Here is a 24,699-nt window from a genome sequence, read left to right on the forward strand (position 1 = left end):
CACCATGACGAAACCTGACTACCCGACCGTCGCCCTCGTCGGTCCGGGCGCAATCGGAACGACCGTCGCCGCGGCCCTTCATGAAGCCGGCCGCACGCCGGTGATCTGCGGCCGCTCGGCGCACGCGCAATTGAAGTTGCGCTTCGACGGCGGCGAAATCGTCGTGCCCGGGCCCGTGCTGACCGATCCGCAAGCGATCGAGGGCCGGTTCGATCTCGTGTTCATTGCGGTCAAGTCGACACAGATAGCGAGCGCGGCGCCCTGGGTCTCCGCGCTATGCGACGCGAATACCGTCGTCTGCGTGCTGCAAAACGGCGTCGAGCAACAGGCCGCGTTCGCACCGTATGCGGCCGGCGCCGCGGTCGTGCCATCGGTCGTCTGGTTTCCCGCGCAACGCGAATCGGGCGAGTCGGTGTGGCTGCGCGGCAGGCCCCGGCTCACCCTGCCCGATACGCCGGCCGGCAACGTGGTGGCCTCGGCGTTGCGCGGCACGCGCTGCTCGCCCGAGGTGGCGGAGGATTTCGTCTCGCTCGCGTGGCGAAAGCTTTTGCAGAACGCGGTGGCGGGGCTCATGGTGCTGACCGGTCGCCGCGCCGGCATGTTCTCGCGAAGCGACATCACCGAACTGTCGCTCGCCTACCTGCGGGAATGTCTCGCGGTCGCGCGTGCGGAGGGCGCGAAGCTGGGCGATGAAGTGCCGCAGGAGATCATCGATGGATTCCACGGCTTTCCGCCCGATTTGGGAACGTCCATTCTGGCCGACCGGCAGGGCAACCGCCCGCTCGAATGGGACTGCCGCAATGGCGTCGTGCAGCGATACGGACGAACGCACGGCATTCCGACGCCGATCAGCGATCTGGTCGTGCCGCTGCTCGCGGCCGCGAGCGACGGGCCGGGCTGATGCCGGACCGCCACAAATACTCTGCGCCAAAGGCAGCGCTAACGTCTGACAAAAGATGCTTGCTGCCGCTCCGTACGAATCAATCGCCGTCGCCACCCGCCCGGCGCGCGCCGATGCGAGGTCAATTCCGGTAAAAATTGACCGGCCGAACAAAAAGTTACCGTTCGTTTCAAAGATGCCCAGATAGTGAGTTGCCGTCCGGCTATTCTTCCGTCACCCACAATAACGATCCCATCTGGGGGTGACATATGAACACCATCATCAAGAGCGCCCTGTGCGCCGCCTTCGTGCCGTTCGTACTCGCTGGTTGCGGCGGCGGCGACGACGGCGGCGGCACGCAAACCGGTACGCTGCACGTCGCGATGACGGACGCGCCTTCCTGCGGCTTCGACCATGTGTACGTCACCGTCTCGCAGGTCCGCGTCAACGCCAACGCGAATGCCTCCGACAACGATGCCGGCTGGTCGACCGTTTCCCTCGCGACGCCGCAGAAGATCGACCTGCTGTCGCTGACCAACGGCGTGCTCGCCGATCTGGGCCAGACCGCGCTGCCCGCCGGCCAGTATCAGCAAGTCCGGCTGGTGCTCGCGCAGAATCAAGGCAACAACCTCGCGAACTCGGTCGTCCCGACCGGCGGCTCGGAACAGGCGCTCGCCACGCCGAGCGCGACGCAAAGCGGCTACAAGATCATCCAGCCGTTCACGGTCCAGCCCAACACGCTCGTCGATCTCGTGCTCGACTTCAATGCATGCAAGTCGATCGTCCAGCGCGGCAACGGCTCGTATGCGCTGAAGCCGGTCGTCACCGCGATCCCGACCGTCGTGAGCGGCGCGATCGCCGGTTACGTCGCATCGGCCGAAGCCGGCTCGACCGTCTATGCCGAACAGGGCGGCAAGGTCGTCCGCGGCACGGTGGCCGACAGTTCCGGCAAGTTCGTGCTGTCGCCGCTGATCCAGAGCTCGACGCAGGGCAACTACGACGTCGTGATCGTGAAGAACAACTTCGCGTCGGGTATCGTCCGCTCGGTGCCGGTGGTGGTGAACACGACCACGGCGGTGTCGGCGTCGACCGCACCGATCACGCTGCCTGCGTCGACGATGAGCACCGTCAGCGGTACGGTCACGGCCAGCGCGAACGCCTTCGTGCGCGCGCTGCAGACGATCGATGCGAACGCGTACGAGATCACGTCGATCAACGCGAACATGGACACCGGCGCCTATTCGCTGTCCGTGCCCACGGCCGCGCCGATCGTCGGCACCTACTCGGGTTCGCTGCCGGTCGCGCTGGCCGCGGCGCCGGCCGCCGCAGGCCAATACACGATCGAGGCCGACGCGGCATCGGGGGCGACCCAATCGGCAAACGTCAACGCAACGACCAGTCAGTCCAACGTCAACTTCAGTTTCTGACGCGCTGACGGCATCATCGAAAGGGCCGAACGGCCCTTTCCTTCCAACGGGAGAACGAAGTGAAAAAAGGGATGATCGCGTTGCTCGCAGCGGCGAGCATGGCGGGCGCGCTCGGCGGGTGCGTCGCCTATGTTCCTGGCGCACCGGTCGTGGTCGCGCCGCAAGGCGGGCCGGGGAATGGATTCTGTCCGCCGGGACAGGCCAAGAAAGGCAATTGTTGATGTAAAGCCCGCGGCAGCCGCGGGCTTTTTTTCATCCATCGCGCGAGCCAGCCGGCGCCCATGCCCGACGGCTCGGCGAATCCCCGTTCCCCGCCGCGTCACTCCGCCATCTTCGGCGGCCACGCATGGCCTTCGGCCTGACAATGCCTGCACCACGCATACAGCGCGTCGTACATGACGAGACCGTGTTCCAGCATGGCGTGATCGTCGGGAAACATGTCCGACAGTCCGAGCGAAATCGCATGAAGCCCGCTCGACTGCGGCGTCAGGTCGAGCCGCGACGTATCCGCGCCGCGGATGATGCGGGCCATGTGCTGCAACGCCTGATCGTCGGCCAGACCGTACTTGTCGAGAAACGCGTCGAAGCTGCATTGCTCGCCGACGTGCGTCAATTCCACGCCGGGAATGTCGTACGGGATCGCGCCGGTCTCGCCGGCGATGCGCAGCACGTCGCCCGGCGCAACATAGAGAAATTCGGGCGTCTCGTCGATAAAACGGGCAATGAGCCAGGGACACGCTACCCGGTCGATTTTCGGACGTTGGCGAGTAATCCATTGCATGGCGGCCTCCACGGTCAGTGATGCAACAGCGGATACACGATCAGGCCCATCACGGCGGCTCCACCGACGACCACCGGCTCCGACAGCTTCTTGAACCTGACCAGCAGCACGATCGTCGCGAGCGCTACCAATGCGGTCGGCACGTCGACGATCGAGCGTCGGGCCAGCACGATCACCGACCCCGTGATCGCGCCGACGGCCGCGGCCGTCACGCCGTCGACGAACGCCAGGATCGCCGGCAGCCTGCCGTATTTCTTGAAGTACGGGGCCGGCAACACCGTGAACAGATAGCACGGCAGGAACGTACCGGCCGCCGCCACGCACGCGCCGGGCAACCCCGCCACCAGATAGCCGATGAAGCCGACCGTGATGACGACCGGGCCCGGCGTGATCATCGCGACCGCCACGGCGTCGACGAACTGCTTCTCGCTGAGCCAATGGTGCTCGGTGACCACGCCCCCATAAAGGAACGGCACGATCGCGAGCCCCGAGCCGAACACGAACGCGCCGGCCTTCGCGAAGAAGACGGCCAGTTGCACGAGCTGCGGCCAGTCGACGATACCGAGCCATGCGCCCGTGGCGGAAACGGGCCACGCCACGACCGCATCGACGCGCCGCTGGCGTAACCACCGGGGCGGCGCGCGCGTGAGCCAGACGAGCACACCCGCCGCGAGAAACAGCCACGCCACTTCCGATTCGGTGATCACCGTCACGGCCACCAGCGCGAGATAGATCGCCCACAGCAGCGTGTCGCGGCCGATGCTTTTCGCGGTCAGCTTGCGCGCGCTGATCGCGATGATGCCGATCACCGCCGCGCCGACGCCGTAGAACACCGACTGCATCCACGTCAGGCCGCCGAATCGCGTGTACGCGTAGCCGAGCAGCACCACCATCACAAACGACGGCAGCACGAACGCGATCCCGACCATCGTGGCGCCGACGATGCGGTAATGCACGTAGCCGAGATAGATCGCCAGTTGCGCGGCGAGCGGGCCGGGGGCGAGTTGCGCGAGCGCCAGGCCCTCCTTGTAGTCCGCGTCCGCGATCCATCGGCGCGTATCCACGAGATCCCGATGCATGTAGCCGGCGAGCGCGACCGGCCCGCCGAACCCCGTCGCGCCGAGCCGCGCGAAGTACCCGATCAGTTGCCACAGCGTATAGGCCGGGCGGTCGCGATGTGTATTCATGTTGGCGCGAGCAGCATGGTCAGGGTTGGCGGTTGCCGCGGAAATGCACATACAACGAATCGAGTACGGTGCCGATCTCCGTCAGCAATGCGTCATCGTCGGCGACGCGCTTTCGGGCGCCGGCGAGAATGGCCTCGAATCCGCCGGCTTCCGGCACGGTGGCGCCGCCCACATCCAGCGCATGCACCATGGCGCCCAGCCGGGCGAGTCCGTCGTTGTCGCCCAGCCCGAAGCTGGCGACCAGCACCTCGAACGACACGCGATCGCCCACATGCGTGAACGGCGCGCCGTCGAAGTCGAAGCCGAGCGCGTCGGCCGGGCAATCGGCGAGATTGTCCAGCCACACGAAGCGGGCATGCGGATCGATGAAACGCTGAATCAGCCACGCGCTGGCGACGCGATCGACCCACAGGTGACGGCGCGTCGCCCACAGCCTGCCCTGATACTGCGCACGGTCGCGACGCGGAATGCCGCGCTGGGCGGCATGCGGCTCGCCGGGCGAGCGCAACGCTTCGACCGCGGCGGTGAAATCCCGCCATTGCGCCTGCGCGCGCAGCGAAGTTTCGCCGGGAAAGAAATCGATGCTTCGAATCGCCTCGTACGTGCGAGCATGGCGGCGTTGCAGGCGGTTGAGCTCGGCGACCGCCAGATCGGGCAGCGTGCTGCGGGCCGCCGAAAGCTCGGCGAGCCAGCCTGCGTAATCGCCCGCGCGATCGAACAGCGACTGGTACGCGTCTTCGTCGGCAGGATCGTCCGCCCGGACATCCAGCAACCACGCCTGCCCTTCGCCGTTGCGCGCCTCGTCGGCGAGCTCACGCAACTGCGCCGCCTGCTCGGCATGCGCAGGCAGCAGATAGGCGCCGTCCCGCAGTGCACCACAGCCGAGCGCCTTGACGGTACGCCAGATGCGCATGCGGGCAGTCGCGCCGGAGGTCGGCAGACTGACGATCAACAGGCGCCAGGAAGTCGGGACGGCATTCATGACGGCAGCATAGGTGGCTGTCACGAACACTGCAATTCGGTAGATATCGCTACACCATTTCGACGGCAGGCAGCCATGCTCGACGCGTGGAACAGGAAGGCGAAAACAACGACCGTCAAACACGCACGGGCCGCCTCATCGCCGGCCGCGCAACCCGATGCAGGCCCGATATGCGATCGACGCCGCGGGACATCGTGACGATATCCTGCGAATCGGGCGGTTCTGCGCATAAACTGAAAGCACGCCACGGCAGGCTGCCGTCGAGCGATCGAACGCTTTTCCCCGACGCCGCGCAGACTGCAACTGAACGGCAAACGCAGGCCCGCACATGAAGCCGCCCCATGAAAATTGATCCCAGCGTCATTCCTCACTATCTCGTCCTGCGTGCGGGCTGTCCCCCTTATGTGCTGAATGCGGATCGTCAGGTGCTTCGCCGCCAGGCGAGTCGGCTCTTGCTGGCATTCGCGCGAACGCGCGGAGCGATCGCCCATGTCGACGGCATCGCCTGGAACGTCTTCTCCGACAGCGAGGGGCTCACGATAGTCGAGCGTCGCGAGACCGGGTTCTTTTCGTTGGTCGCGGGAAACGAGACCGAACGCCAGTTGCATTTGCTGACGACCCTCTGACGTCGTCGCCGGGACGGCGTATCGCACGGGCGACAGGCGTGCCGGCAAGGGACCGATCGTGACCCAGGCGTCACGCGTTCCGCCCCTGCCGATAGCGCTTGACACGCTTCGCGACGACGCGTACTGTCGGCCGCGGAAGTATTCAAGAAGCGCGATTGCTGCTCATCATCGACCGCAGCCTGCGGTATTCGTTGTCCTCTCCCTCCTTGATTCCTTTTCCTCGTCCATACGAGGCATATGCGCTCGTTCATTTTCAGGAGATCCAACATGGATACCGGTACCGTCAAGTGGTTCAACGACAGCAAGGGCTTCGGCTTCATCACCCCCGACAACGGCAGCGACGATCTGTTCGCCCACTTCTCGGAGATCCGCGGCGATGGCTTCAAGACCCTCGCGGAAGGCCAGAAGGTCAGCTTCGAAACGAAGACGGGCCCCAAAGGCCTGCAGGCGTCGAACATCACCCCGCTGTAATCGCTGAACCGTCAGCCCCTGTTCGCGAAGCGGCACATCGCTGCCGCTTCACGTGCCGCGCCCTCCGTCGCAGGTAACGAGACTCGACGCAGACACGGTCATCCATTTCGCATCTGGCCGTCGGCCGGTGCGTATGCCGACACCCGACCCTCACTCGCCGCGCCGCACGGCCGACCGCGCGCGCGCGAGCGGCGCACGTCATGCTCACCGAACCGCGCAAGCGGTGCAGCAGGAGAACCCGCATGACCCGAAACCAGCCTCGCCGCAACAAGGCGCCTCCGCGTGCCAGCCAGGCCATCACTTTGCCGAAGCTGGGCACCGCATTGAACTGGGTTCCGCCCAAACCGCCCGCGGTCACGAAATCGCGCGCGAAGAAACGCCCGCCTGCTCCACAATAACCCGCCTGAAACCGGGCGACGTCCTCGACGAAGTGCGTGCGCCAACCCGGAATAAGTTGGACGTTCGACGAAGGATGCGCGTATGATGGGCTCATCCGAACGATCGGCCGCCCTCCGACGGTTCGCCCCTCCACCCGCCCGCTTGCTGCATCGCCCCTCCTTCGCGCTGCAACGTTGTCCCCTTCACCCACCGGCCCGCCCTGCAATGGGAATACTGGCCGAACGTGTTCGCCCATGCGACTCGCCGTGGCCGAACGCCAGGAGTTCGTCATGAGCATGCACGTCTATCGTGGATTCGAGATTTATCCGCTGATTTACCCTCACGTGGCCGCGCCGCATGGCTGCCCGCACAACTACGACGCCGGGTTCGACGCGGCCGTCAAGATTTGCCTGCGCGGCACCACCGATACGCTGACGCAGAGCCAGACCTTCCGATTGCACGACATCTCCCCATTCGACAATGCCGGCGACGCACGTCGTGCGTCGGTGCGCTTTGCCGAGAACATCATCGACGACAATCGGGACAAACAGGGCTTCTTTTCCAGCGCGCGCTGACGCGCGCTCGTCGGCACAACGCAATTTTTCGGTATTTTGGAGGACGAAATGATCATCGACGAACTGCTCGGCTTGATCGAACGGCATGAAGTCACCCGGATCGACACCGTCGTTCCCGCCAGAATCGCCGATTCAGCGATGTGCCACCAACCCGAGCTGCACATGTTCATGGCGGTACGTGCGCTCTCGATCGGAGCAGGATATTCGGAATTCGAATCCGACGAGATAGCCAGCGCCGTCATGACGCGGCTCGGTTAGCTTTCCGTTCCAGCCTTTCCCGACAGGATCTACATGACGACAATTACGCTGAAGCTCAACGAACCGATCGATGTCGCGCTGCGGCGATTCCGGCGCGGCATCGAGAAAACCGGGCTGATTCGCGAATTGCGCGCCCGCACCGGCTACGAGAAGCCCACGACGGCGCGCAAGCGCAAGAAGGCCAGCGCCGTTGCCAGGCAGCGCCTGCGGGCCAAGCGCATGTTGCCGCCCCGAAAAATGTACTAGGAGGACATCGTGCACAACATGCCGGCCGAGGCGCCTCCGTTCTTCCCGCTGACGAAATGCGAAGTCGACTTCGATCAGCAGAACGACATGGTGACACTGCTGCCGAGCTTCTACGCATTCGGGTGCGAGTACACCAGCCGCGGGCTTCTGATCGGGCGTAGCGATGCGTTCAAGCTGATTGCCGCGATCGAGAAGGCGCTCGCCGTTCGGCAGTGATCCGACACCGGCGCACTCGCCAGCACCGACAACCACAAAACGGACCATGCGCGGCCGGACCCAGTACGTCGATCTGCTCTACTTCCTCGTTGTCATGCAACTCGTCACCCGCAGGCAGACGCGCGCGTGGCTTTCGCCGTTCCAGCTCGCCGAATCGCTGCAGGCGTGGCTGGTCATCCATCGTGCGAAATGCGAGTGGCGCGATCGCGTCTGGATAGGCCACGCTTCGCTTCAGATCGCGAAATCGGCCGGCCCGGCCGACAGCGCCGCACTCGCGCAACCGCTCGCGCATGCCGAACCGGCGCCGGCGCCCGCTTCTCCGGACGCTTCAACGGATCGGGCGGGCCTGCGAATGGCGTGCATCCGTTACCTTCGCGAACATGTCTGACCTTGATCCCCGTTGACGGGACGACATGCAATCCGGCAACGGCGACCGACAGGCGCGGGTCGATGCGTGAGCGACATGCGAGCGGGTTGGCGTTCGTGCCGACATATCGGGTCACGACCGATTAATAAAGCCGCGTGCCGGCTCGGCGTTTCGACGCTGCCATGCCCGCGGCATGCTACATCGGGCGTCCCGATGATAAGCTCGGCATCGACGCGCTGTCGCGCACCCGTCACCCGACCGACCCCAAGCCTCCCGCGAGTCCGCTCATGCCCATCGCTCCTGCTGTCGTCTCCGCCTTCACCCCCACCGGCAAGCTCCGCGCATCGATCAACCTCGGCAACCCGATCCTCGCGAACCGCGACCCGGCAACGGGCGAACCGTTCGGCGTCTCGATCGACCTCGCCCGTGCATTCGCCGAGCGCCTGTCGGCCGACCTGGAACTCGTGGTGTTCGACGCCGCCGGCAAATCGGTGCAGGCGCTGACCGACGAACGCGCCGATTTCGGCTTCTTCGCGATCGATCCGCTGCGCGGCGAAACCGTCGCGTTCACCGCGCCGTACGTGCTGATCGAAGGTTTCTATCTCGTGCCCGACGCGTCGCCGATCCGCACCCATGCGGACGTCGACCAGCCGCACAACCGCGTGGCCGTCGGCAACGGCAGCGCATACGACCTGTTCCTCACCCGCGAACTGAAAGCCGCGCGGATCGTGCGCGCGCCGACGTCGCAAGCGGTCGTGTCGACGTTCGTCGAGCAAAAGCTCGAAGTGGCGGCCGGCGTGAAGCAGCAGCTCGAAGCCGACGCCGCGAAAACGCCGGGCCTGCGCCTGCTCGAGGAGCGCTTCATGGTGATCCGGCAGGCGATGGGCGTGCCGAAGAGCCGCGGCGACGCGGCGGCCGCGGTGCTGAACGCGTTCGTCGAGGAGATGAAGGCGTCGGGCTTCGTCGCCGATTCGCTGCGCCGGCACGGCATCACGGGCGCATCGGTCGCGCCGGCTGGCTGATCGACAGCCGCGCGGCGACGCGCCGAACGCGCCCATCCGCTGATCGACGGCATCTTCCGGCTCGCGGCTCGGGCATGCGATTTCAGCACGCGCCGGCTCGGTCCTCGCGCGCATGACGCGTACGGAATCGCGGCAACGCAGCATCGCCGGGCACAGGACACGCGCAAATGGCGAAGCGGCGCCGGACGTCGCGACCCCGCGACCGCCGAATGGGGCAATGTGCTGCTCCGCACAAACCCGTTGCGGATCGCGCCGGCTTCGGGCACGAAGCGCCACCGGCGCAATCGCCGAGCCCGATCGGCCTCGTCCCCGCGCTAGCGCAAACCCGGACCCGGTTGCACTGTTCATCGTCATTGTGGTCCTGTATCGTCCTTCCATCCCCGATTGCGAAACCGGTGCATGGGAGGCTCTCGATGCGAAAAAAGAATGCTGCAGCCGTCTGGATCCTGATCGCGATGCTCGCAGGCATCGCAATCGGCTACATGGTCTTCACGAGCTTTCCCGACAAAAAGGCCGCGACCGAAATCGCCGGCTACATCTCGCTCGTGTCCGACGTGTTCCTGCGGCTGATCAAGATGGTGATCGGGCCGCTGGTGTTCTCGACGCTGGTCGTCGGCATCGCGCACATGGGCGACGCGGCCTCGGTCGGGCGCGTGTTCGCGAAAGCGTTCGGCTGGTTCATCACCGCGTCGCTGGTCTCGCTGCTGCTCGGGCTGCTGATGGCGAACCTGCTGCGGCCCGGCGACAACCTCGGCCTGCCGCTGCCGGACATCGGCGCATCGGCGAACCTCGCGACCTCCAAGTTCACGTTGAAGGATTTCGTCGGCCACATGGTGCCGAAGTCGATCGCCGAGGCGATGGCGAACAACGAAATCCTGCAGATCGTCGTGTTCTCGATGTTCTTCGGCGTGGCGCTCGCCGCGCTCGGCGAACGCGGCAAGATCCTCGTGGCCGCGATCGATCAACTGTCGCACGTGATGCTGAAGATCACCGGCTACGTGATGAAGCTCGCGCCGCTCGCCGTATTGGCCGCGATGGCCGCGACCGTCGCGGTGAACGGGCTGTCGGTGCTGCTGAAGTTCGCGGTGTTCATGGGCGATTTCTATCTGAGCCTGTTCCTGCTCTGGGCATTGCTCGTCTGCGCCGGGTTGCTGTTTCTCGGGCCGCGCGTGTTCAAGCTGCTGGTGCTGATCAAGGAAGCGTTCATGCTGTCGTTCGCGACGGCGAGCTCCGAAGCCGCATACCCGAAAATCCTCGACGCGCTCGATCGTTTCGGTGTGCGCCGCAAGATCTCGAGCTTCGTGATGCCGATGGGCTATTCGTTCAACCTCGACGGCTCGATGATGTACTGCACGTTCGCGTCGCTGTTCATCGCGCAGGCGTACAACGTCCATCTGTCGCTCGGCACGCAGATCACGATGCTGCTCGTGCTGATGCTCACGTCGAAGGGAATGGCCGGCGTGCCGCGCGCGTCGCTCGTGGTGATCGCCGCGACGCTGCACCAGTTCGGGCTGCCGGAAGCCGGGCTACTGCTGATCCTCGGCGTCGACACGTTCCTCGACATGGGCCGCTCGGCCACGAACGCGGTCGGCAACTCGATCGCGAGCGCGGTAGTCGCGAAATGGGAAGGACAACTGATGTCGGAGGCGGAAGCCGAGGCCAACGCGGCGCGCATCGAAGCGGAACAGGAAGCGACGATCGCACATCCGACGGAAGTCTGACGGAGGCCCGCCGATGAAGATGCAGCGATTCCGGCTTGCGCTCGCGCTCGCGAGCCTGCTCGCCGCCAGCGCGTCCGCGCGCGCGGACGATCTGCCCTCCCCGCCGCCGCGCGTCGAGCCGTTCGCGCCGGCGCAACTGACCGGCACGCTCGCGAAGGTGCGCGGCACCGGCACGATCGCGCTCGGCTATCGCGACGCGTCGATACCGTTCTCGTACCTGAATGCGCGCCGCCAGCCGATCGGCTATTCGATCGAGCTGTGCAAGGCGCTCGTGTCGTCGATCGAGGATGCGGTCAACAAGAGCCTGACGATCCGCTGGGTGCCCGTCACGTCGGACAACCGCATCGACGCGGTGGTCAACGGCCAGGTCGATCTCGAATGCGGCTCCACGACGAGCAACCTCGAGCGCCAGAAGCGCGTGGCGTTCTCGCCGATTATCTTCGTGGCCGGCACGAAGGTGATGGTGAAGCGCGGCGCGCCGATCCGCTCGTTCCGCGATCTCGCGGGCAAGAAAGTCGCGGTGACGGCCGGCACGACCAACGAGAAAGCGTTGCGCGACCTGGACCAGCGGTTCAGGCTCGGGATCCAGCTGCAGGTGGTACCGGACCATGCGCAAGGCTTCGCGCTCGTCGCGAACGGCGGCGCCGACGCGTTCGCGACGGACGACGTGCTGCTGTACGGCCTGATTGCCGAGAATGCGGACAAGGGCGGCCAGTACGACGTGGTGGGCGATTACCTGTCGTACGACCCGTACGGCATCATGTTCCGCAAGGACGATCCGCAGCTCGCGCAGGTCGTGAAGAACACCTTCGTGGAACTGGCCGCCGACGGCGAGATCGCACGCCAGTACAAGCGCTGGTTCCTGCGCCCGCTTCCGTCGGGCCTGAGTCTCAACCTGCCGATGAGCCCGCAACTGGAAACCATCATCGAGACGATCGGCATCAAGGGCGAATGAGCGCGGCGGCGAGCCGATCGCACGGGCGCATGGGCAAGCGGCCCCGGTGTCTCGCCTGACACCGGGGCCGCTTGCGACAAGCACCGCATTCAACCGACGCGCGCTTCGCCTTGCCGCTCGGTTTCGCCGTCGGGCGATGCCGTTCGCGCCAGTACGGGCTTCAATGCCTGCCCCGTATGGCTCGCACTCACCTTCGCGAGCGCTTCCGGCGGCGCCGCCGCGACGATCGTGCCGCCGCCGACGCCGCCTTCCGGCCCGAGATCGATGATCCAGTCGGCTTCCGCGATCACGTCGAGATCGTGCTCGATCACGACGACGCTATGCCCCGCATCGACGAGCCGGTGCAGCACGCGAATCAGCTTCGCGACGTCGGCCATGTGCAGGCCGACCGTCGGCTCGTCGAGCACGTACAGCGTGTGCGGCGCCTTCTGGCCGCGCCGCGTGATGTCGTCGCGCACCTTCGTCAGCTCGGTGACGAGCTTGATGCGCTGCGCCTCGCCGCCGGACAGCGTCGGCGACGGCTGGCCGAGCGTCAGGTAGCCGAGCCCGACGTCCTTCATCAACTGCAGCGGATGCGCGATGTTCGAGATCGGCGCGAAGAATTCGACCGCCTCGTCGATCTCCATCGTCAACACGTCGCCGATGTTCCGGCCGCGCCACGTGACGGCGAGCGTTTCCGGATTGAAGCGCTGCCCGTGGCACACGTCGCACGGCACCTTCACGTCGGGCAGGAAGCTCATGCCGATCGTGCGCACGCCTTGCCCTTCGCAGGCCGGGCAGCGCCCGTCGCCGGTGTTGAACGAGAAACGCGACGCCGTATAGCCGCGTGCGCGCGCTTCGAGCGTATCGGCGAACAGCTTGCGGATCGTGTCCCACACGCCGATATAGGTGGCCGGGCACGAGCGCGGCGTCTTGCCGATCGGCGTCTGGTCGACCTCGAGCACGCGATCGATCTGCTCCCAGCCGCTCAGCGACTCGCAGCCCTGCCATGCATGCGTGACGTTCAGCGACGGCCGCGGTGCGCTGCGCGCGAGCACGCTCGAACGGCGGTTCGTGGCCGGTGCGTCCTGCTGCGCCGCCTTGCGCGCACGCCGCGTGGCCGGCGACGACAGCACCGAGCGGCCGACCGCGTCCAGCAGGTTCGTCATCAGCACGTCGCGCGCGAGCGTCGACTTGCCGGAGCCGCTCACGCCCGTCACTGCGACGAGCCGCGCGAGCGGAATGCCGACCGTGACGTCGCGCAGGTTGTGCAGCGTCGCGCCATGCACGGTCAGCCAGGCTTCCGGCACGGCGTCGCCGCCCTTCTTGCCCGGCAGGCTCACGCCGCGGCGCGGCTGCAGCGGGTGCGTCATCGGCTGCGCGAGCAATCGGCCCGTGACCGAATCCGGCTGCGCGGCCAGATCGGCGACCGCGCCCTCGGCGACCAGCGTGCCGCCGCGCTTGCCCGCGCCCGGGCCGATGTCGATGATGTGATCCGCGCGGCGGATCGTGTCCTCGTCATGCTCGACGACGACCAGCGTATTGCCCTTGTCGCCGAGCTTGCGCAATGCGTCGAGCAGGATCTGGTTGTCGCGCGGATGCAGGCCGATCGTCGGCTCGTCGAGCACGTAGCAGACGCCCTGCAGGTTGCTGCCGAGCTGCGCGGCGAGCCGGATGCGCTGCGCTTCGCCGCCCGACAGGCTCGGCGCCGCACGATCGAGGCTCAAGTAGCCGAGCCCGACTTCCTCGAGAAACGCGAGGCGGCTGCCGATCTCGCTGACGATGTCGCGCGCGATCTGCGCATCGCGCCCCGTGAGTTCCAGCGCGTCGATCCAGCGGCGCGTGTCCGACACCGTCCATTGCGCGACCTCGACGATCGGATGCGCGTCGAACGTGACCGCGCGCGCGGACGGATTCAGCCGCGTGCCGTGGCAATCGGGGCACGGCTCGTTGCCGACGCCTTCCGGTTCCTGCTCGTCCGACGGCAAGGTTTGCTCGCGGCCGCGATCGTCGCCGGCGAGCACCGTGTCGTCGTATGCGGCGCGCTGTTCGCGCGTGAGCGTGACGCCGGTGCCGACGCAGGTCGTGCACCAGCCGTGCTTGCTGTTGTACGAGAACATCCGCGGGTCGAGCTCCGGATAGCTCGTGCCGCATACCGGGCACGCACGCTTGACCGACAGCACCTTGACCGCGCCGACCCGGGCGGTCGAACGATCGTTGCGCATCGCATCGTGCAGCCCGTCGAGCGGCGCGAGCAGGTGCATCACGCCCTTGCCGAGCTCGAGCGTCTCGTCGAGCCTGCGCCGCAACTCGGCTTCGTTGTCCGGCGACACGACGATATCGGCCACCGGCAATTCGATCGTGTGCTCGCGGAAGCGGTCGAGCTTCGGCCACGGGTCGACCGTGACGAACTCGCCGTCGACGCGCAGATGCGTGCTGCCGCGCGCCTTCGCCCACTTCGCGAGATCCGTATACACGCCCTTGCGATTGACGACGAGCGGCGCGAGCAACCCGACGTGTTCGCCGCGATGGTCGCGCAGCAGTTGCGCGGCGATCGATTCGACGGATTGCGACGTGACCGGCGTGCCGTCATGGATGCAGTGTTGCAGCCCGAGCTTCACGTACAGCAGCCGCAGGAAATGCCACACCTCGGACGTGGTCGCGACCGTGCTCTTGCGCCCGCCGCGCGACAGCCGCTGCTCGATCGCGACGGTCGGCGGAATGCCGTACACGGCGTCGACCTCGGGGCGGCCGGCCGGCTGCACGATCGAGCGCGCATACGCGTTCAGCGATTCGAGGTAACGACGCTGGCCCTCGTGGAACAGGATGTCGAACGCGAGCGTCGACTTGCCGGAACCCGACACGCCGGTGATCACGTTGAACTTGCCGTGCGGGATGTCGACGTCGAGCGCCTTCAGGTTGTGCTCGCGCGCATTGACGATGCGCACGACGTCCTCGCCTTCGATCGCCCGGCGCGCGCGCGCCGCGTTCAGCACGGCCTGCAACGGCTTGCCTCCGTCGGCATGCACCGCGCCGGTATGCACCGCGCCGACATCCATCGCGCGGTCGTACTGCAGCAGCGCCACGCCGGTATGCGATTCGGCGCAGGCCTTCACGTCGTCGGGCGTGCCCGCGCACAGCACGAGGCCGCCGCCGTCGCCGCCTTCCGGGCCGAGATCGATCAGCCAGTCGGCCGCGCGGATCACGTCGAGGTTGTGCTCGATCACGATCAGCGAATGGCCGGCCGCGAGCAGCTTGCCGAATGCCTGCATCAGTTTCGCGATGTCGTCGAAGTGCAGCCCGGTGGTCGGCTCGTCGAACATGAACAGTTTCGCGCGTGCGATGCGCGCCTCTTCCGTCGCGACCCGACGCCCGCCCGCCGCCGCCGCCGACTCGGCGAGGAAGCCGGCGAGCTTCAGGCGCTGCGCCTCGCCGCCCGACAGCGTCGGCACCGGCTGGCCGAGCTTCACGTATTCGAGGCCGACGTCGACGATCGGCTGCAGCACGCGCAGCACCTCGGCATCGGTCGCGAAGAACGCGGCCGCTTCGCTGACGGTCAGGTCGAGCACGTCGGCGATGTTCAGCGCGCGGCCGTCGCGCTCGATTCGCACTTCGAGGATTTCGGCACGGTAGCGGCTGCCGTCGCAATCCGGGCAGCGCAGGTAGACGTCGCTCAGGAACTGCATCTCGATGTGCTCGAAACCCGAGCCGCCGCAGGTCGGGCAACGGCCGTCGCCCGAGTTGAAGCTGAACGTGCCCGCGCCGTAGCCGCGCTGCAACGCGAGCGGCGCCTTCGCGAACAGCTTGCGGATTTCGTCGAACGCGCCGACGTAGCTCGCCGGGTTCGAGCGCGTGGTCTTGCCGATCGGCGACTGGTCGACGAACACGACGTCGCCGACCTGGTCGGCGCCCGTCAGGCTGCGGTACGCACCCGGCGATTCGGTCGCCTTGCCGTGGTGCCGCGCCATCGCCGGATACAGCACGTCCTGCAGCAGCGTGGATTTGCCGGAGCCGGACACACCCGTCACGCACACGAGCCGCTGCAGCGGAATTTCGACCGTGACGTCGCGCAGGTTGTGCTCGGTCGCGCCTTCGAGCACGATGCGCGGCGTGTTCGCGTCGACCGCGCGGCGCGCCCAGTTCGACGCATGCGCGACCTGCTTGCGGCCACCGAGATACTCGCCCGTCAGCGTGTGCGCGGAACGGATGTCGGACGGCGTGCCGTCGTACACGATCGTGCCGCCGCGCTCGCCCGGGCCCGGCCCCATGTCGATCAATCGATCGGCCGCGAGCATCACCGACGGATCGTGCTCGACGACGACCAGCGTGTTGCCCGCGTCGCGCAACCGCTGCATCGCCTCGACGATCCGCGTGAGATCGCGCGGATGCAGCCCGATGCTCGGCTCGTCGAGCACGAACAGGGTTTTCGTGAGCGACGTGCCGAGCGCGGTGGTCAGATTGATCCGCTGCACCTCGCCGCCCGACAGCGTGCGGCTCTGCCGGTCGAGCGTCAGGTAGCCGAGCCCGACGTCGCACAGGTATTTCAGGCGCGTGCGCACTTCGGCGAGCAGCAGCTTCAATGCGTCGTCGAGCAGCGCGCTCGGCAGCACGATTTCGTCGAAGAAGCGCCGGATGCGCTCGATCGGCAGCAGCATCAGATCGTGCACCGTCAGGCCGGGCAGCGCTTCGAGCTGCGCGCGGCTCCATTCGACGCCGCGCGGCATGAAGCGGTCGGCCGGCGCGAGCACGGCGTCGGCATTCTCCTTCGAGCCGAGCCGCCATTGCAGCGATTCCGTCTTCAGGCGCGCGCCACCGCACACGTCGCACGGCGTATAGCTGCGGTATTTCGACAGCAGCACGCGGATGTGCATCTTGTACGCTTTCGATTCGAGGTAGCCGAAGAAGCGCTTCACGCCGTACCACTGGCTCTGCCACTTGCCGTTCCAGTCCGGCGAACCGTTGACGACCCAGTCGCGCTCGGCGTCCGTCAGCTCGGACCACGGCACGTCGCGCCGGATGCCGGCCTTCGCCGCGTAGCGCATGAGGTCGTCCTGGCACTCTTTCCACGCGGGCGTCTGCATCGGCTTGATCGCGCCGCCGCGCAGCGTCTTGCGCGCATCGGGAATCACGAGCCCGAGATCGACGCCGATCACGCGACCGAAGCCGCGGCAGGTTTCGCACGCGCCGTATGCCGAGTTGAACGAGAACAGCGCCGCTTGCGGCTCCGCGTAACGCAGGTCGCTATCGGGATCGTGGAGCCCGGTGGAGAAGCGCCACACCTGCGGCTCGGCCGTCGCGTTTTCCGCGTCCGCCGCCAGCACGTACACGTTCACGCGGCCGCCGCCGCGCTTCAGCGATGCCTCGATCGCCTCGACCACCCGCACCTTGTCGGCCTGCTGCACGCGGAAGCGGTCGGCCACCACGTCGAGCATCTTGCGCGGCCCGGTGGGCGACGCGACTTCGCGCTGCGCCTGCACGCGCGTGTAGCCGCTCGCCGACAGCCACTGCGCGATTTCCTCGTCGGACACCGCTTCCGGCAATTCGACCGGGAACGTGACGACCACGCGCGGATCGTCGGCCTGCGTGCGCGCGACGAGCTCCGCGTAGATCGTCTCCGGCGTGTCGTGCCGTACCTGCCGCGCGGTCTTGCGGTCGAACAGCTCGGCCGCGCGCGCGTACAGCAGCTTCAGGTGGTCGTTCAGCTCGGTCATCGTGCCGACGGTCGAGCGCGAACTGCGGACCGGGTTGGTCTGGTCGATCGCGATCGCGGGCGGCACGCCGTCGACGCGCTCGACCTGCGGGCGATCCATCCGGTCGAGGAACTGCCGCGCGTAGGCACTGAAGGTCTCGACGTAGCGCCGCTGGCCTTCCGCGTACAGCGTGTCGAACACGAGACTCGACTTGCCGGAGCCGGACGGGCCGGTGACGACCGTCATTTCGCCGGTGCGCAGGTCGAGATCGAGATTCTTGAGGTTGTGCTGACGTGCTCCGCGAATGCGGATCAGATTGCTGGATGACAATTTGCCTGCCCGTCTGGATGAGTTAGCCGGAATTCACTGTGCCGCCGCGCCGCGGCGGATGTCGCACGGGCGATGCCCGCGCCGGTCGAGTTCGACGGATACTATACTGTACATTCATACAGTTTTCCATTGACGGCTGCTGCCATCCGCACGACCGCCGCCTGGCCACGACACCGCGCGCGCCGATGGCCCGAAATCGCGATTCCATTTATCGGCGCGCTCCCCGGGCAAGTAAAAAATTCCTTCGAAAAAGATGGGTTCCGTCTCTTTTTACTGGCCGCGTCATTCATACGACGAATTCACAAAATGTCACAATCTTGCTCATTACCGATGATTTATATTCCTTAACCGTTTGTTTCAATTGCATCAAAAAGCAAACGTTTGCCTGCTCGCACAGCCATGTTTTCCGTTTCAGTCGAGCAGGCCGATCACGATACCCGGGGGCACGAATGCGCATATTGGTTGTGGAGGACGATCCCGTTCAGGCGGAGGAAGTGCAAAGCGCACTTTCCCCTTATTGCCACACGATCAAGGTCGTCGTCGATGGAGAGCAGGCGCTGCGCTACCTGCGGTCCGAATCCGTCGACGCCGTCGTGCTCGACTGGCACTTGCCCAGCCTGACCGGCATCGAAGTCCTGAACTGGATTCGGACACGTGCGGATGTCGAATACGGCGTGCTGTTCCTCACCAGCCGCGTCGAGGAACTCGATGTCGTCAGGGCGCTGGAGGCCGGCGCCGACGACTATCTGAGCAAGCCGTTCCGCGCCGAGGAGCTCGCCGCGCGGGTCAACGCGCTGTTGCGCCGCGTTGCGCGCAACGTGAAGCGCGACGAGCCGATCCGGGCGGGCGCGTACGTGCTGGACCCGGTGGAGCGCGCGGTCCGGCTTCGCGATACCAAGATCGAATTGACGACGAAGGAATTTCAACTCGTCGCGTGCCTGTTTCACAATCTCGGCAAGATCATGTCGCGCGAGTTGCTGGCGACCACGGCGTGGGGGCGGGAACTGGGAACGGAGTCGCGTTCGCTCGATACGCATATCTACCGGATTCGGCAGAAACTGAAACTCGGGATCGAGAACGGCTTGCGCCTTTCCGCCATCTATACGCTCGGTTATCGACTCGATCAGATCAAGCCCGCCGCCGAAGCGTCGGCCGACGTTCGTCGCGACGTAGGCATGCTGATGGAAAGCCGCGCGTGAGTTTCGTTGCAGGTAGGTAGCCGTGTCTCGGGCAGGAGGCGGGGCTCCCGGCATGCGCCGGCGCTTCGTCACGCAACGAGACGGGCTTCCGCGGCACTGGCCATCTCGAATCTCGCGCGGGCGCCGCAACGGCATTGCCGATGCTGATCGTCGCATTCTGCACCGCGACGAACCGCATCCGCACGGCGCCTGATATGCGCCGGCCGACGCGCCGGATTCCCTTGCGCCGCACGCCGACGTAATGACCGCCCCGCGTTCGCTTTGAACTCCTATTCATTTCGGAACACCTGACCATCGGATCTCCGATGCCTCTCGACGTTTTGACACCGACGCGTGGTGCAAGTCAGCCCGAACCGTCTACGTGCGCCCCATCCGATCCATCGCAATGATGGCAGCGTCGTCACACGTTAACAATCATTCAATGCGTGACAAATGTTTGCTTTCTGATTCGAATGTTCTCCCCTAATATCTAGCATCACAAGGATCATGCAATTAAATACGTTTATATCATTTTTAAAATGATCGATTCTCCGCACGGAAATCGGCATTCACCAATCTATAAAAGTCATCGCAAAGTACCCGACCAGAACTATTCTCGAAGACGAATTTACTCGTCCAAAAATCAAGATCGCATATTGAATTGGCAGTTGTTCCGACTATCCCATTTACAGTAACGGCGGCCTGCCGTCGAGCACGATTTTTTCATGCCGAGATACAGAAATGGAAAACCTCATGAAGCGATCGGTGATCACCGCGACCGCGCGGCGTTGTCACGCGATCGACTTACCCGCCCCGCCCCAATCCCATTCGAGACCCGACACACTGTCGTGGTCGCACCCGATCATTCCATTCCGATATTTCGACGGCCGTGCGCCGTCGAAGTCGCCGAGCGACGCTCCCGCTCAAGACCCGCTTGCAGCGCCATGGACGACACCTCGCATCGTCCTCCATGGACAGCGCAAGATCTCGATCAACCGCCCATGACGCAAATTTTATTGTCACAAGGCATTTAGCACCACTACCCAATCGTATCCGATAAAGATTTATTCCTTCATAGGGGTGATCAAGATGAATAGAGTGTACAAGGTCATATGGAGCAAGTCTCGCGGCACGTTCGTCGCAGCATCGGAGCTCGGCAAGGCGCGCGGCAAGGGCGACTCCGGCTCGGACGTCTCGTGCGACGACCGGCTGGCGGGATCACACTCGGCGATCGGACGGCAACGGACCATTCGAATCCTTCTCGGCTTGGCGATCCCGGTTTGCCTCGGTGCATCCTGGCAGATCGCACACGCCCAGTATTCCGCTGGCAACGGCAGTGCCACGGGGACCGGAGATGTCGCGATCTCAGGCGCCGGCGGCGTAGCCGCAACCGCAAGCGGTGGACTTGGAATTGCCATCGGCAGCCAAGCATCTACCTCCGGACTGAATGCAGTAGCGCTGGGCACGAATGCCCATTCGTCCGCCGCCGGCGCAATCTCGATGGGAGCAAATGCACTCGCTACCGGAGGGAATGCGCTCTCGATCGGCGTGAACGCGACTGCGTCCGGGCAAACCAGCACCGCTCTCGGTCCCGCAGCCCTTGCGTTGGGCATCACGTCAACTGCGGTCGGCCCCAATTCATTGGCAACCGCTGCAAACTCTGTTGCCTTGGGCGTCTTGGCGTCTGCAACCAACACCGCGGCGACGGCGATCGGCTCGAGCGCCGTCGCGAGCGACACCGGCGCCAGCGCTTTCGGGCAAGCCGCCACAGCCTCCAGTAGCAGTTCGACTGCCATCGGCGGCAACACGACAGCCAGCGGAATCGGTGCGAGCGCGATCGGCCATCAGGCACTCGCGACCGGCACCAACGCTTCCTCGTTCGGCGCCTCTGCCGCCGCGACCGCCGAGAACGCCAGTGCGCTCGGCGATTTCTCCACGGCATCCGGAATCGGCAGCACGGCGTTGGGTGCGGGTGCACGGTCGAGCGCAGACAACGCGCTGTCCGGTGGATTGAATGCAGCGGCGTCCGGCGTTTCATCGATTTCCCTCGGCAACGCGTCGGTTGCCTCCAACAATTCCGCGACGACGCTCGGCGCCGGCGGTACCGCATCGGGCGACCACTCGACCGCGCTGGCGACGCTCGCGACCGCGGCCGGCAGCTACTCGATCGCCGCGGGCTTCAAGTCGATCACCACCAACACCGCCGACGCCGGCATCGCACTGGGTTCCGGCGCATCGGTCAGCGGCGCGTCCGGCGTCGCGATCGGCGTCAACAGCGGGGCGTCGGGTGTCAACGCGGTCGCGCTCGGCCCGGGCGGCACGGCGGGCGTCCCCGGTTCCGGCACGCAGGCGACGGGCGCGCAGGCCGTGTCCATCGGCTACAACGCGCTCGCCAGCAATACCTACGCGCAGGCATTCGGCAGCCAGGCGACGGCGAGCGGCACGAGCTCGATCGCCATCGGCAACACCGCCACGGCGTCCACCCTGTTCGGCATCGCCCTCGGCAACCTGGCGACCGCATCCGGCATTTCCGGCGTCGCGCTCGGCGCGGGTGCTACCGCAGGCGCCGACAACTCGGTGGCGCTTGGCGTGAATGCCGGGGTATCGGCATACGGCGGCGTCGCGATCGGCACCGGCTCGCAAGCGCTGGCCGGCTCGACGGTCGCATTCGGCGACACCAGCACGGTGGCCGCAGCCGCGGGCGCGGGTTCGATCGCCGGCGGTCACAACTCGCAGGTGACCGGCGGCACCGGTGCGATCGCACTCGGCGAAGGCCAAACCGCGAACGGCAACGGCGCGGTGGCGATCGGCGATCCGAACACGGCTACCGGCAACGGCGCCGTGGCCATGGGCGCCAACAACACTGCGAACGGCAATGGCGCGGTCGCGCTGGGCAATACGAACGTCGCGACCGGGCAGGGTTCCGTCGCGCTCGGCAACGCGTCGCAGGCCAATGTCGCGGGCGCGATCGCGATCGGCGATGCGGCCAACGTCCAGGCCGCTGCCACCGGTGGCGTCGCGCTCGGCTCGGGTGCGACTGCGAGCGTGGCCAACAGCGTCGCGCTCGGCGCGAATTCAGCGACGGTCGCCGCCACGCCGACTTCGAGCGCGGTCATTGGCGGCGTGACCTACAACTTCGCGGGCGCGGCACCGGCCGGCGTCGTGAGCGTCGGTGCGCCGGGCGCGGAGCGCCAGATCCAGAACGTTGCGGCCGGCCAGTTGAGCGGCGCCAGCACCGACGCGGTCAACGGGTCGCAGTTGTTCGCGACCAACCAGCAAGTAACGGCAAACACGACCGCGATATCGAACATCAACAACGGCGCGGGCATCAAGTACTTCCACGCGAATTCGACTGCGCCCGATTCGTCGGCGACCGGCGCCGATGCCATCGCGATCGGCGGAAACGCGCAAGCGACGGTCGCGAATTCTGTCGCGCTCGGCGCGAACGCGACCACCACCGCGGCCACCCCAACCTCGAGCGCGGTCATCGGCGGCGTGACCTACAACTTCGCGGGCGCGGCCCCCGCCGGCGTCGTGAGCGTCGGCGCACCTGGCGCGGAACGCCAGATCCAGAACGTCGCGGCCGGCCAGTTGAGCGGCACCAGCACCGATGCGGTCAACGGTTCGCAATTGTTCGCGACCAACGAGCAGGTGACGGCCAACACGACGGCCATCTCGAACATCAACAATGGCGCCGGCATCAAATACTTCCACGCGAACTCGACGTTGGCCGACAGTCAGGCGACCGGGACGGACAGCATTGCCGTCGGCCCTCAGGCAGTCGCGAGCGCGGCCGGCAGCCTGGCCGCCGGCACCGGCGCGCAATCGAGCGCGGCGAGCGGCGTGGCGCTCGGTGCGCAGACGGCCGTTTCGATAGCCGGCGGCGTCGCGATCGGCTCGGGCGCCGTATCGGATCGCGCCATCGCGGCCGGCAGCGGCACGATCCCGGCCGGCAGCCACACCGTACCGTTCAATACGTCCGACGCGACCCTGCTGGGCGCCGTGTCGTTCGGCAGTGCATCGGGCAACACGTACCGGCAACTGATCAACGTCGCCGACGGGACCGACGCGCACGATGCGGTCACGGTCCGGCAGTTGACCGGCGCCCTGCAATCGTTCGCCGTCACGCCGACGATGTACTTCCACGCCAACTCGACCGCCGCCGATTCGCTCGCGGTAGGCGCCGAATCGATCGCGGTGGGGCCGACCACCGTCGTCAATGGAGACAACGGCGTCGGGATCGGCAACGGTGCGATCGTGCAGCAGACGGCGCCCGGCGGCGTGGCCATCGGCCAGGCCGCGAACTCGGGGCAGGCCGATGCCATCGCGCTGGGCAGCGGCGCGAATGCGACGGGGCCGCAATCGATCGCACAAGGCGCGAACGCCGTTGCCGGCACGTCGGGCGGCATCGCGATCGGCTCCGGCGCGAACAGCAGCGCAGCCGACGCCATCGCGTTGGGCTCGGGCGCCAGCGCGAGCTTCGCGAACAGCATCGCGCTCGGCGCCGGCTCGGTCACGACGGTCGGCGCGCAGTCGAACTACATTGCGTACGGCTTGAGCAGCCCGCAGTCGTCTGCCGGCGAAATCAACGTCGGCAACCGCAAAATCACCGGTCTCGCCGCCGGCTCGGCCGGCACCGACGCGGTCAACGTCAGCCAGCTCGAGGCCGTCAACCAGAACCTGACGACGCTGATCCAGAACATCAGCAGTACCAACGGTAACGGCGGCTTCCCTTCGACCCCGGGCTCGTCGACGCCGCCCGCATCGACGGGCTCGAACTCGTCGGCAGGCGGCAACGGCGCGGTGGCGTCCGGCTCGAACAGCACGGCGGTCGGCAACGGCTCGACCGCATCGGGTACCGGCTCGACGACGATCGGCTCGGGCGCGACGTCGTCCGGCAACGGCTCCGTGGCGATCGGCTCGGGCAGCAACGACGGCGGGCGCAACAACGTCGTGTCGATCGGCACGGCGACTTCGACGCGGCAACTCACGAACGTCGCCGCCGGCACCGCGCCCACCGATGGCGTCAATGTCCAGCAACTGAATGCCGCGGTGGGCAACGCAAACGCGTACACCGACGCGAAGATCCAGTCGCTGCGACGCGATGCGGACGGCGGCACCGCCAGTGCGATGGCCGTCGCGGGCCTGCCGCAACCGTCCGGCCCCGGCAAGAGCATGGTGGCGATCGCCGGCAGCGTCTATCGCAGCCAGTCGGGGCAGGCGATCGGCATCTCGACGATCTCCGAGAACAATCACTGGATCTATAAGGCCGCCATCACGACCAACACGCGCAACGACTACGGCGCCGTGATCGGCGCGGGTTACCAGTGGTGACGGCGGAAAAACGGCTGTCCTGCAGCGACACGCGGCGGCCGCGCGCAACGATCGATCGTTGCCGCGGCGCCGGATACGCGGCTCCTTATACGATGA

18 protein-coding genes are annotated in these 24,699 nt (G+C 66.3%); 14 read left to right on the forward strand and 4 right to left on the reverse strand.

What is annotated here, in order from left to right:
• Positions 1–4 precede the first annotated feature (4 nt).
• Both CFB35_RS33605 and CFB35_RS33610 read left to right on the forward strand, forming a co-directional pair.
• The gene (locus tag CFB35_RS33605; protein WP_060010747.1) at positions 5–901 is read left to right on the forward strand and encodes an oxidoreductase; all 897 of its coding nucleotides are present in this window, start codon (positions 5–7) and stop codon (positions 899–901) included.
• A gap of 248 nt (positions 902–1,149) precedes the next feature.
• Positions 1,150–2,307 (forward strand): DUF4382 domain-containing protein, encoded by a 1,158-nt coding sequence (locus CFB35_RS33610; protein WP_060010676.1) that lies wholly within the window; start codon positions 1,150–1,152, stop codon positions 2,305–2,307.
• 319 nt (positions 2,308–2,626) lie between these two features.
• On the opposite strand, the gene CFB35_RS33620 is transcribed toward CFB35_RS33610, so the two are convergent.
• The 3 genes from CFB35_RS33620 to CFB35_RS33630 are packed head-to-tail and all read right to left on the reverse strand — an operon-like array spanning position 2,627 to position 5,257.
• Positions 2,627–3,088 carry a chromate resistance protein ChrB domain-containing protein gene (locus CFB35_RS33620; protein ID WP_060010751.1) on the reverse strand — a complete coding sequence of 154 codons (462 nt, stop codon included), beginning with the start codon at positions 3,086–3,088 and terminating at the stop codon, positions 2,627–2,629.
• A gap of 14 nt (positions 3,089–3,102) precedes the next feature.
• Positions 3,103–4,275, reverse strand: a complete 1,173-nt coding sequence (locus tag CFB35_RS33625) for a chromate transporter (protein ID WP_060010679.1) — start codon at positions 4,273–4,275, stop codon at positions 3,103–3,105.
• 19 nt (positions 4,276–4,294) lie between these two features.
• Positions 4,295–5,257, reverse strand: coding sequence for a chromate resistance protein ChrB domain-containing protein (locus tag CFB35_RS33630; protein ID WP_060010681.1), 963 nt, complete (start codon positions 5,255–5,257; stop codon positions 4,295–4,297).
• A 341-nt stretch (positions 5,258–5,598) separates the two neighbouring features.
• On the opposite strand from CFB35_RS33630, the gene CFB35_RS33635 reads away from it, so the two are divergent.
• The 10 genes from CFB35_RS33635 to CFB35_RS33680 all read left to right on the forward strand — a co-directional run bounded on the left by CFB35_RS33635 (position 5,599) and on the right by CFB35_RS33680 (position 12,092).
• Positions 5,599–5,883: a hypothetical protein gene (locus CFB35_RS33635; RefSeq protein ID WP_059577438.1), complete on the forward strand. Its 285-nt coding sequence runs from the start codon at positions 5,599–5,601 to the stop codon at positions 5,881–5,883.
• A 267-nt stretch (positions 5,884–6,150) separates the two neighbouring features.
• Positions 6,151–6,354: a cold-shock protein gene (locus tag CFB35_RS33640; protein WP_059637809.1), complete on the forward strand. Its 204-nt coding sequence runs from the start codon at positions 6,151–6,153 to the stop codon at positions 6,352–6,354.
• A gap of 668 nt (positions 6,355–7,022) precedes the next feature.
• Positions 7,023–7,307, forward strand: coding sequence for a hypothetical protein (locus tag CFB35_RS33645; protein WP_059578002.1), 285 nt, complete (start codon positions 7,023–7,025; stop codon positions 7,305–7,307).
• A 48-nt stretch (positions 7,308–7,355) separates the two neighbouring features.
• Positions 7,356–7,565 (forward strand): hypothetical protein, encoded by a 210-nt coding sequence (locus CFB35_RS33650; RefSeq protein WP_059577999.1) that lies wholly within the window; start codon positions 7,356–7,358, stop codon positions 7,563–7,565.
• Positions 7,566–7,598: 33 nt separating this feature from the next.
• Positions 7,599–7,811 (forward strand): 30S ribosomal protein S21, encoded by a 213-nt coding sequence (gene rpsU / locus CFB35_RS33655; RefSeq protein WP_060010684.1) that lies wholly within the window; start codon positions 7,599–7,601, stop codon positions 7,809–7,811.
• Positions 7,812–7,820: 9 nt separating this feature from the next.
• On the forward strand, positions 7,821–8,027 hold the full coding sequence (locus CFB35_RS33660; protein ID WP_060010687.1) for a hypothetical protein: 207 nt from the start codon (positions 7,821–7,823) through the stop codon (positions 8,025–8,027).
• A gap of 46 nt (positions 8,028–8,073) precedes the next feature.
• On the forward strand, positions 8,074–8,415 hold the full coding sequence (locus CFB35_RS33665; protein WP_059577425.1) for a hypothetical protein: 342 nt from the start codon (positions 8,074–8,076) through the stop codon (positions 8,413–8,415).
• A gap of 266 nt (positions 8,416–8,681) precedes the next feature.
• A complete protein-coding gene (locus CFB35_RS33670; protein ID WP_060010754.1) occupies positions 8,682–9,416 on the forward strand; it encodes an ABC transporter substrate-binding protein in 735 nt (244 codons plus the stop codon).
• 413 nt (positions 9,417–9,829) lie between these two features.
• On the forward strand, positions 9,830–11,137 hold the full coding sequence (locus CFB35_RS33675; protein ID WP_060313941.1) for a dicarboxylate/amino acid:cation symporter: 1,308 nt from the start codon (positions 9,830–9,832) through the stop codon (positions 11,135–11,137).
• 13 nt (positions 11,138–11,150) lie between these two features.
• Positions 11,151–12,092 carry an amino acid ABC transporter substrate-binding protein gene (locus CFB35_RS33680; protein ID WP_089466221.1) on the forward strand — a complete coding sequence of 314 codons (942 nt, stop codon included), beginning with the start codon at positions 11,151–11,153 and terminating at the stop codon, positions 12,090–12,092.
• A gap of 89 nt (positions 12,093–12,181) precedes the next feature.
• Here the strand turns inward: CFB35_RS33680 and uvrA are convergent, their stop codons facing one another.
• Positions 12,182–18,091: an excinuclease ABC subunit UvrA gene (uvrA, locus tag CFB35_RS33685; RefSeq protein ID WP_089466222.1), complete on the reverse strand. Its 5,910-nt coding sequence runs from the start codon at positions 18,089–18,091 to the stop codon at positions 12,182–12,184.
• 449 nt (positions 18,092–18,540) lie between these two features.
• Between uvrA and CFB35_RS33690 the strand changes: the two genes are divergently transcribed.
• Entirely contained in the window at positions 18,541–19,290 is a 750-nt protein-coding gene (locus tag CFB35_RS33690; protein ID WP_059583773.1) for a response regulator transcription factor, read from the forward strand.
• A 1,068-nt stretch (positions 19,291–20,358) separates the two neighbouring features.
• Complete coding sequence (locus CFB35_RS33695; protein ID WP_089466250.1) at positions 20,359–24,603, forward strand: YadA-like family protein; 4,245 nt, start codon at positions 20,359–20,361, stop codon at positions 24,601–24,603.
• Positions 24,604–24,699 lie beyond the last annotated feature (96 nt).

This window comes from Burkholderia sp. AU16482 (genome assembly GCF_002223285.1).
Taxonomy (GTDB): domain Bacteria; phylum Pseudomonadota; class Gammaproteobacteria; order Burkholderiales; family Burkholderiaceae; genus Burkholderia; species Burkholderia semiarida.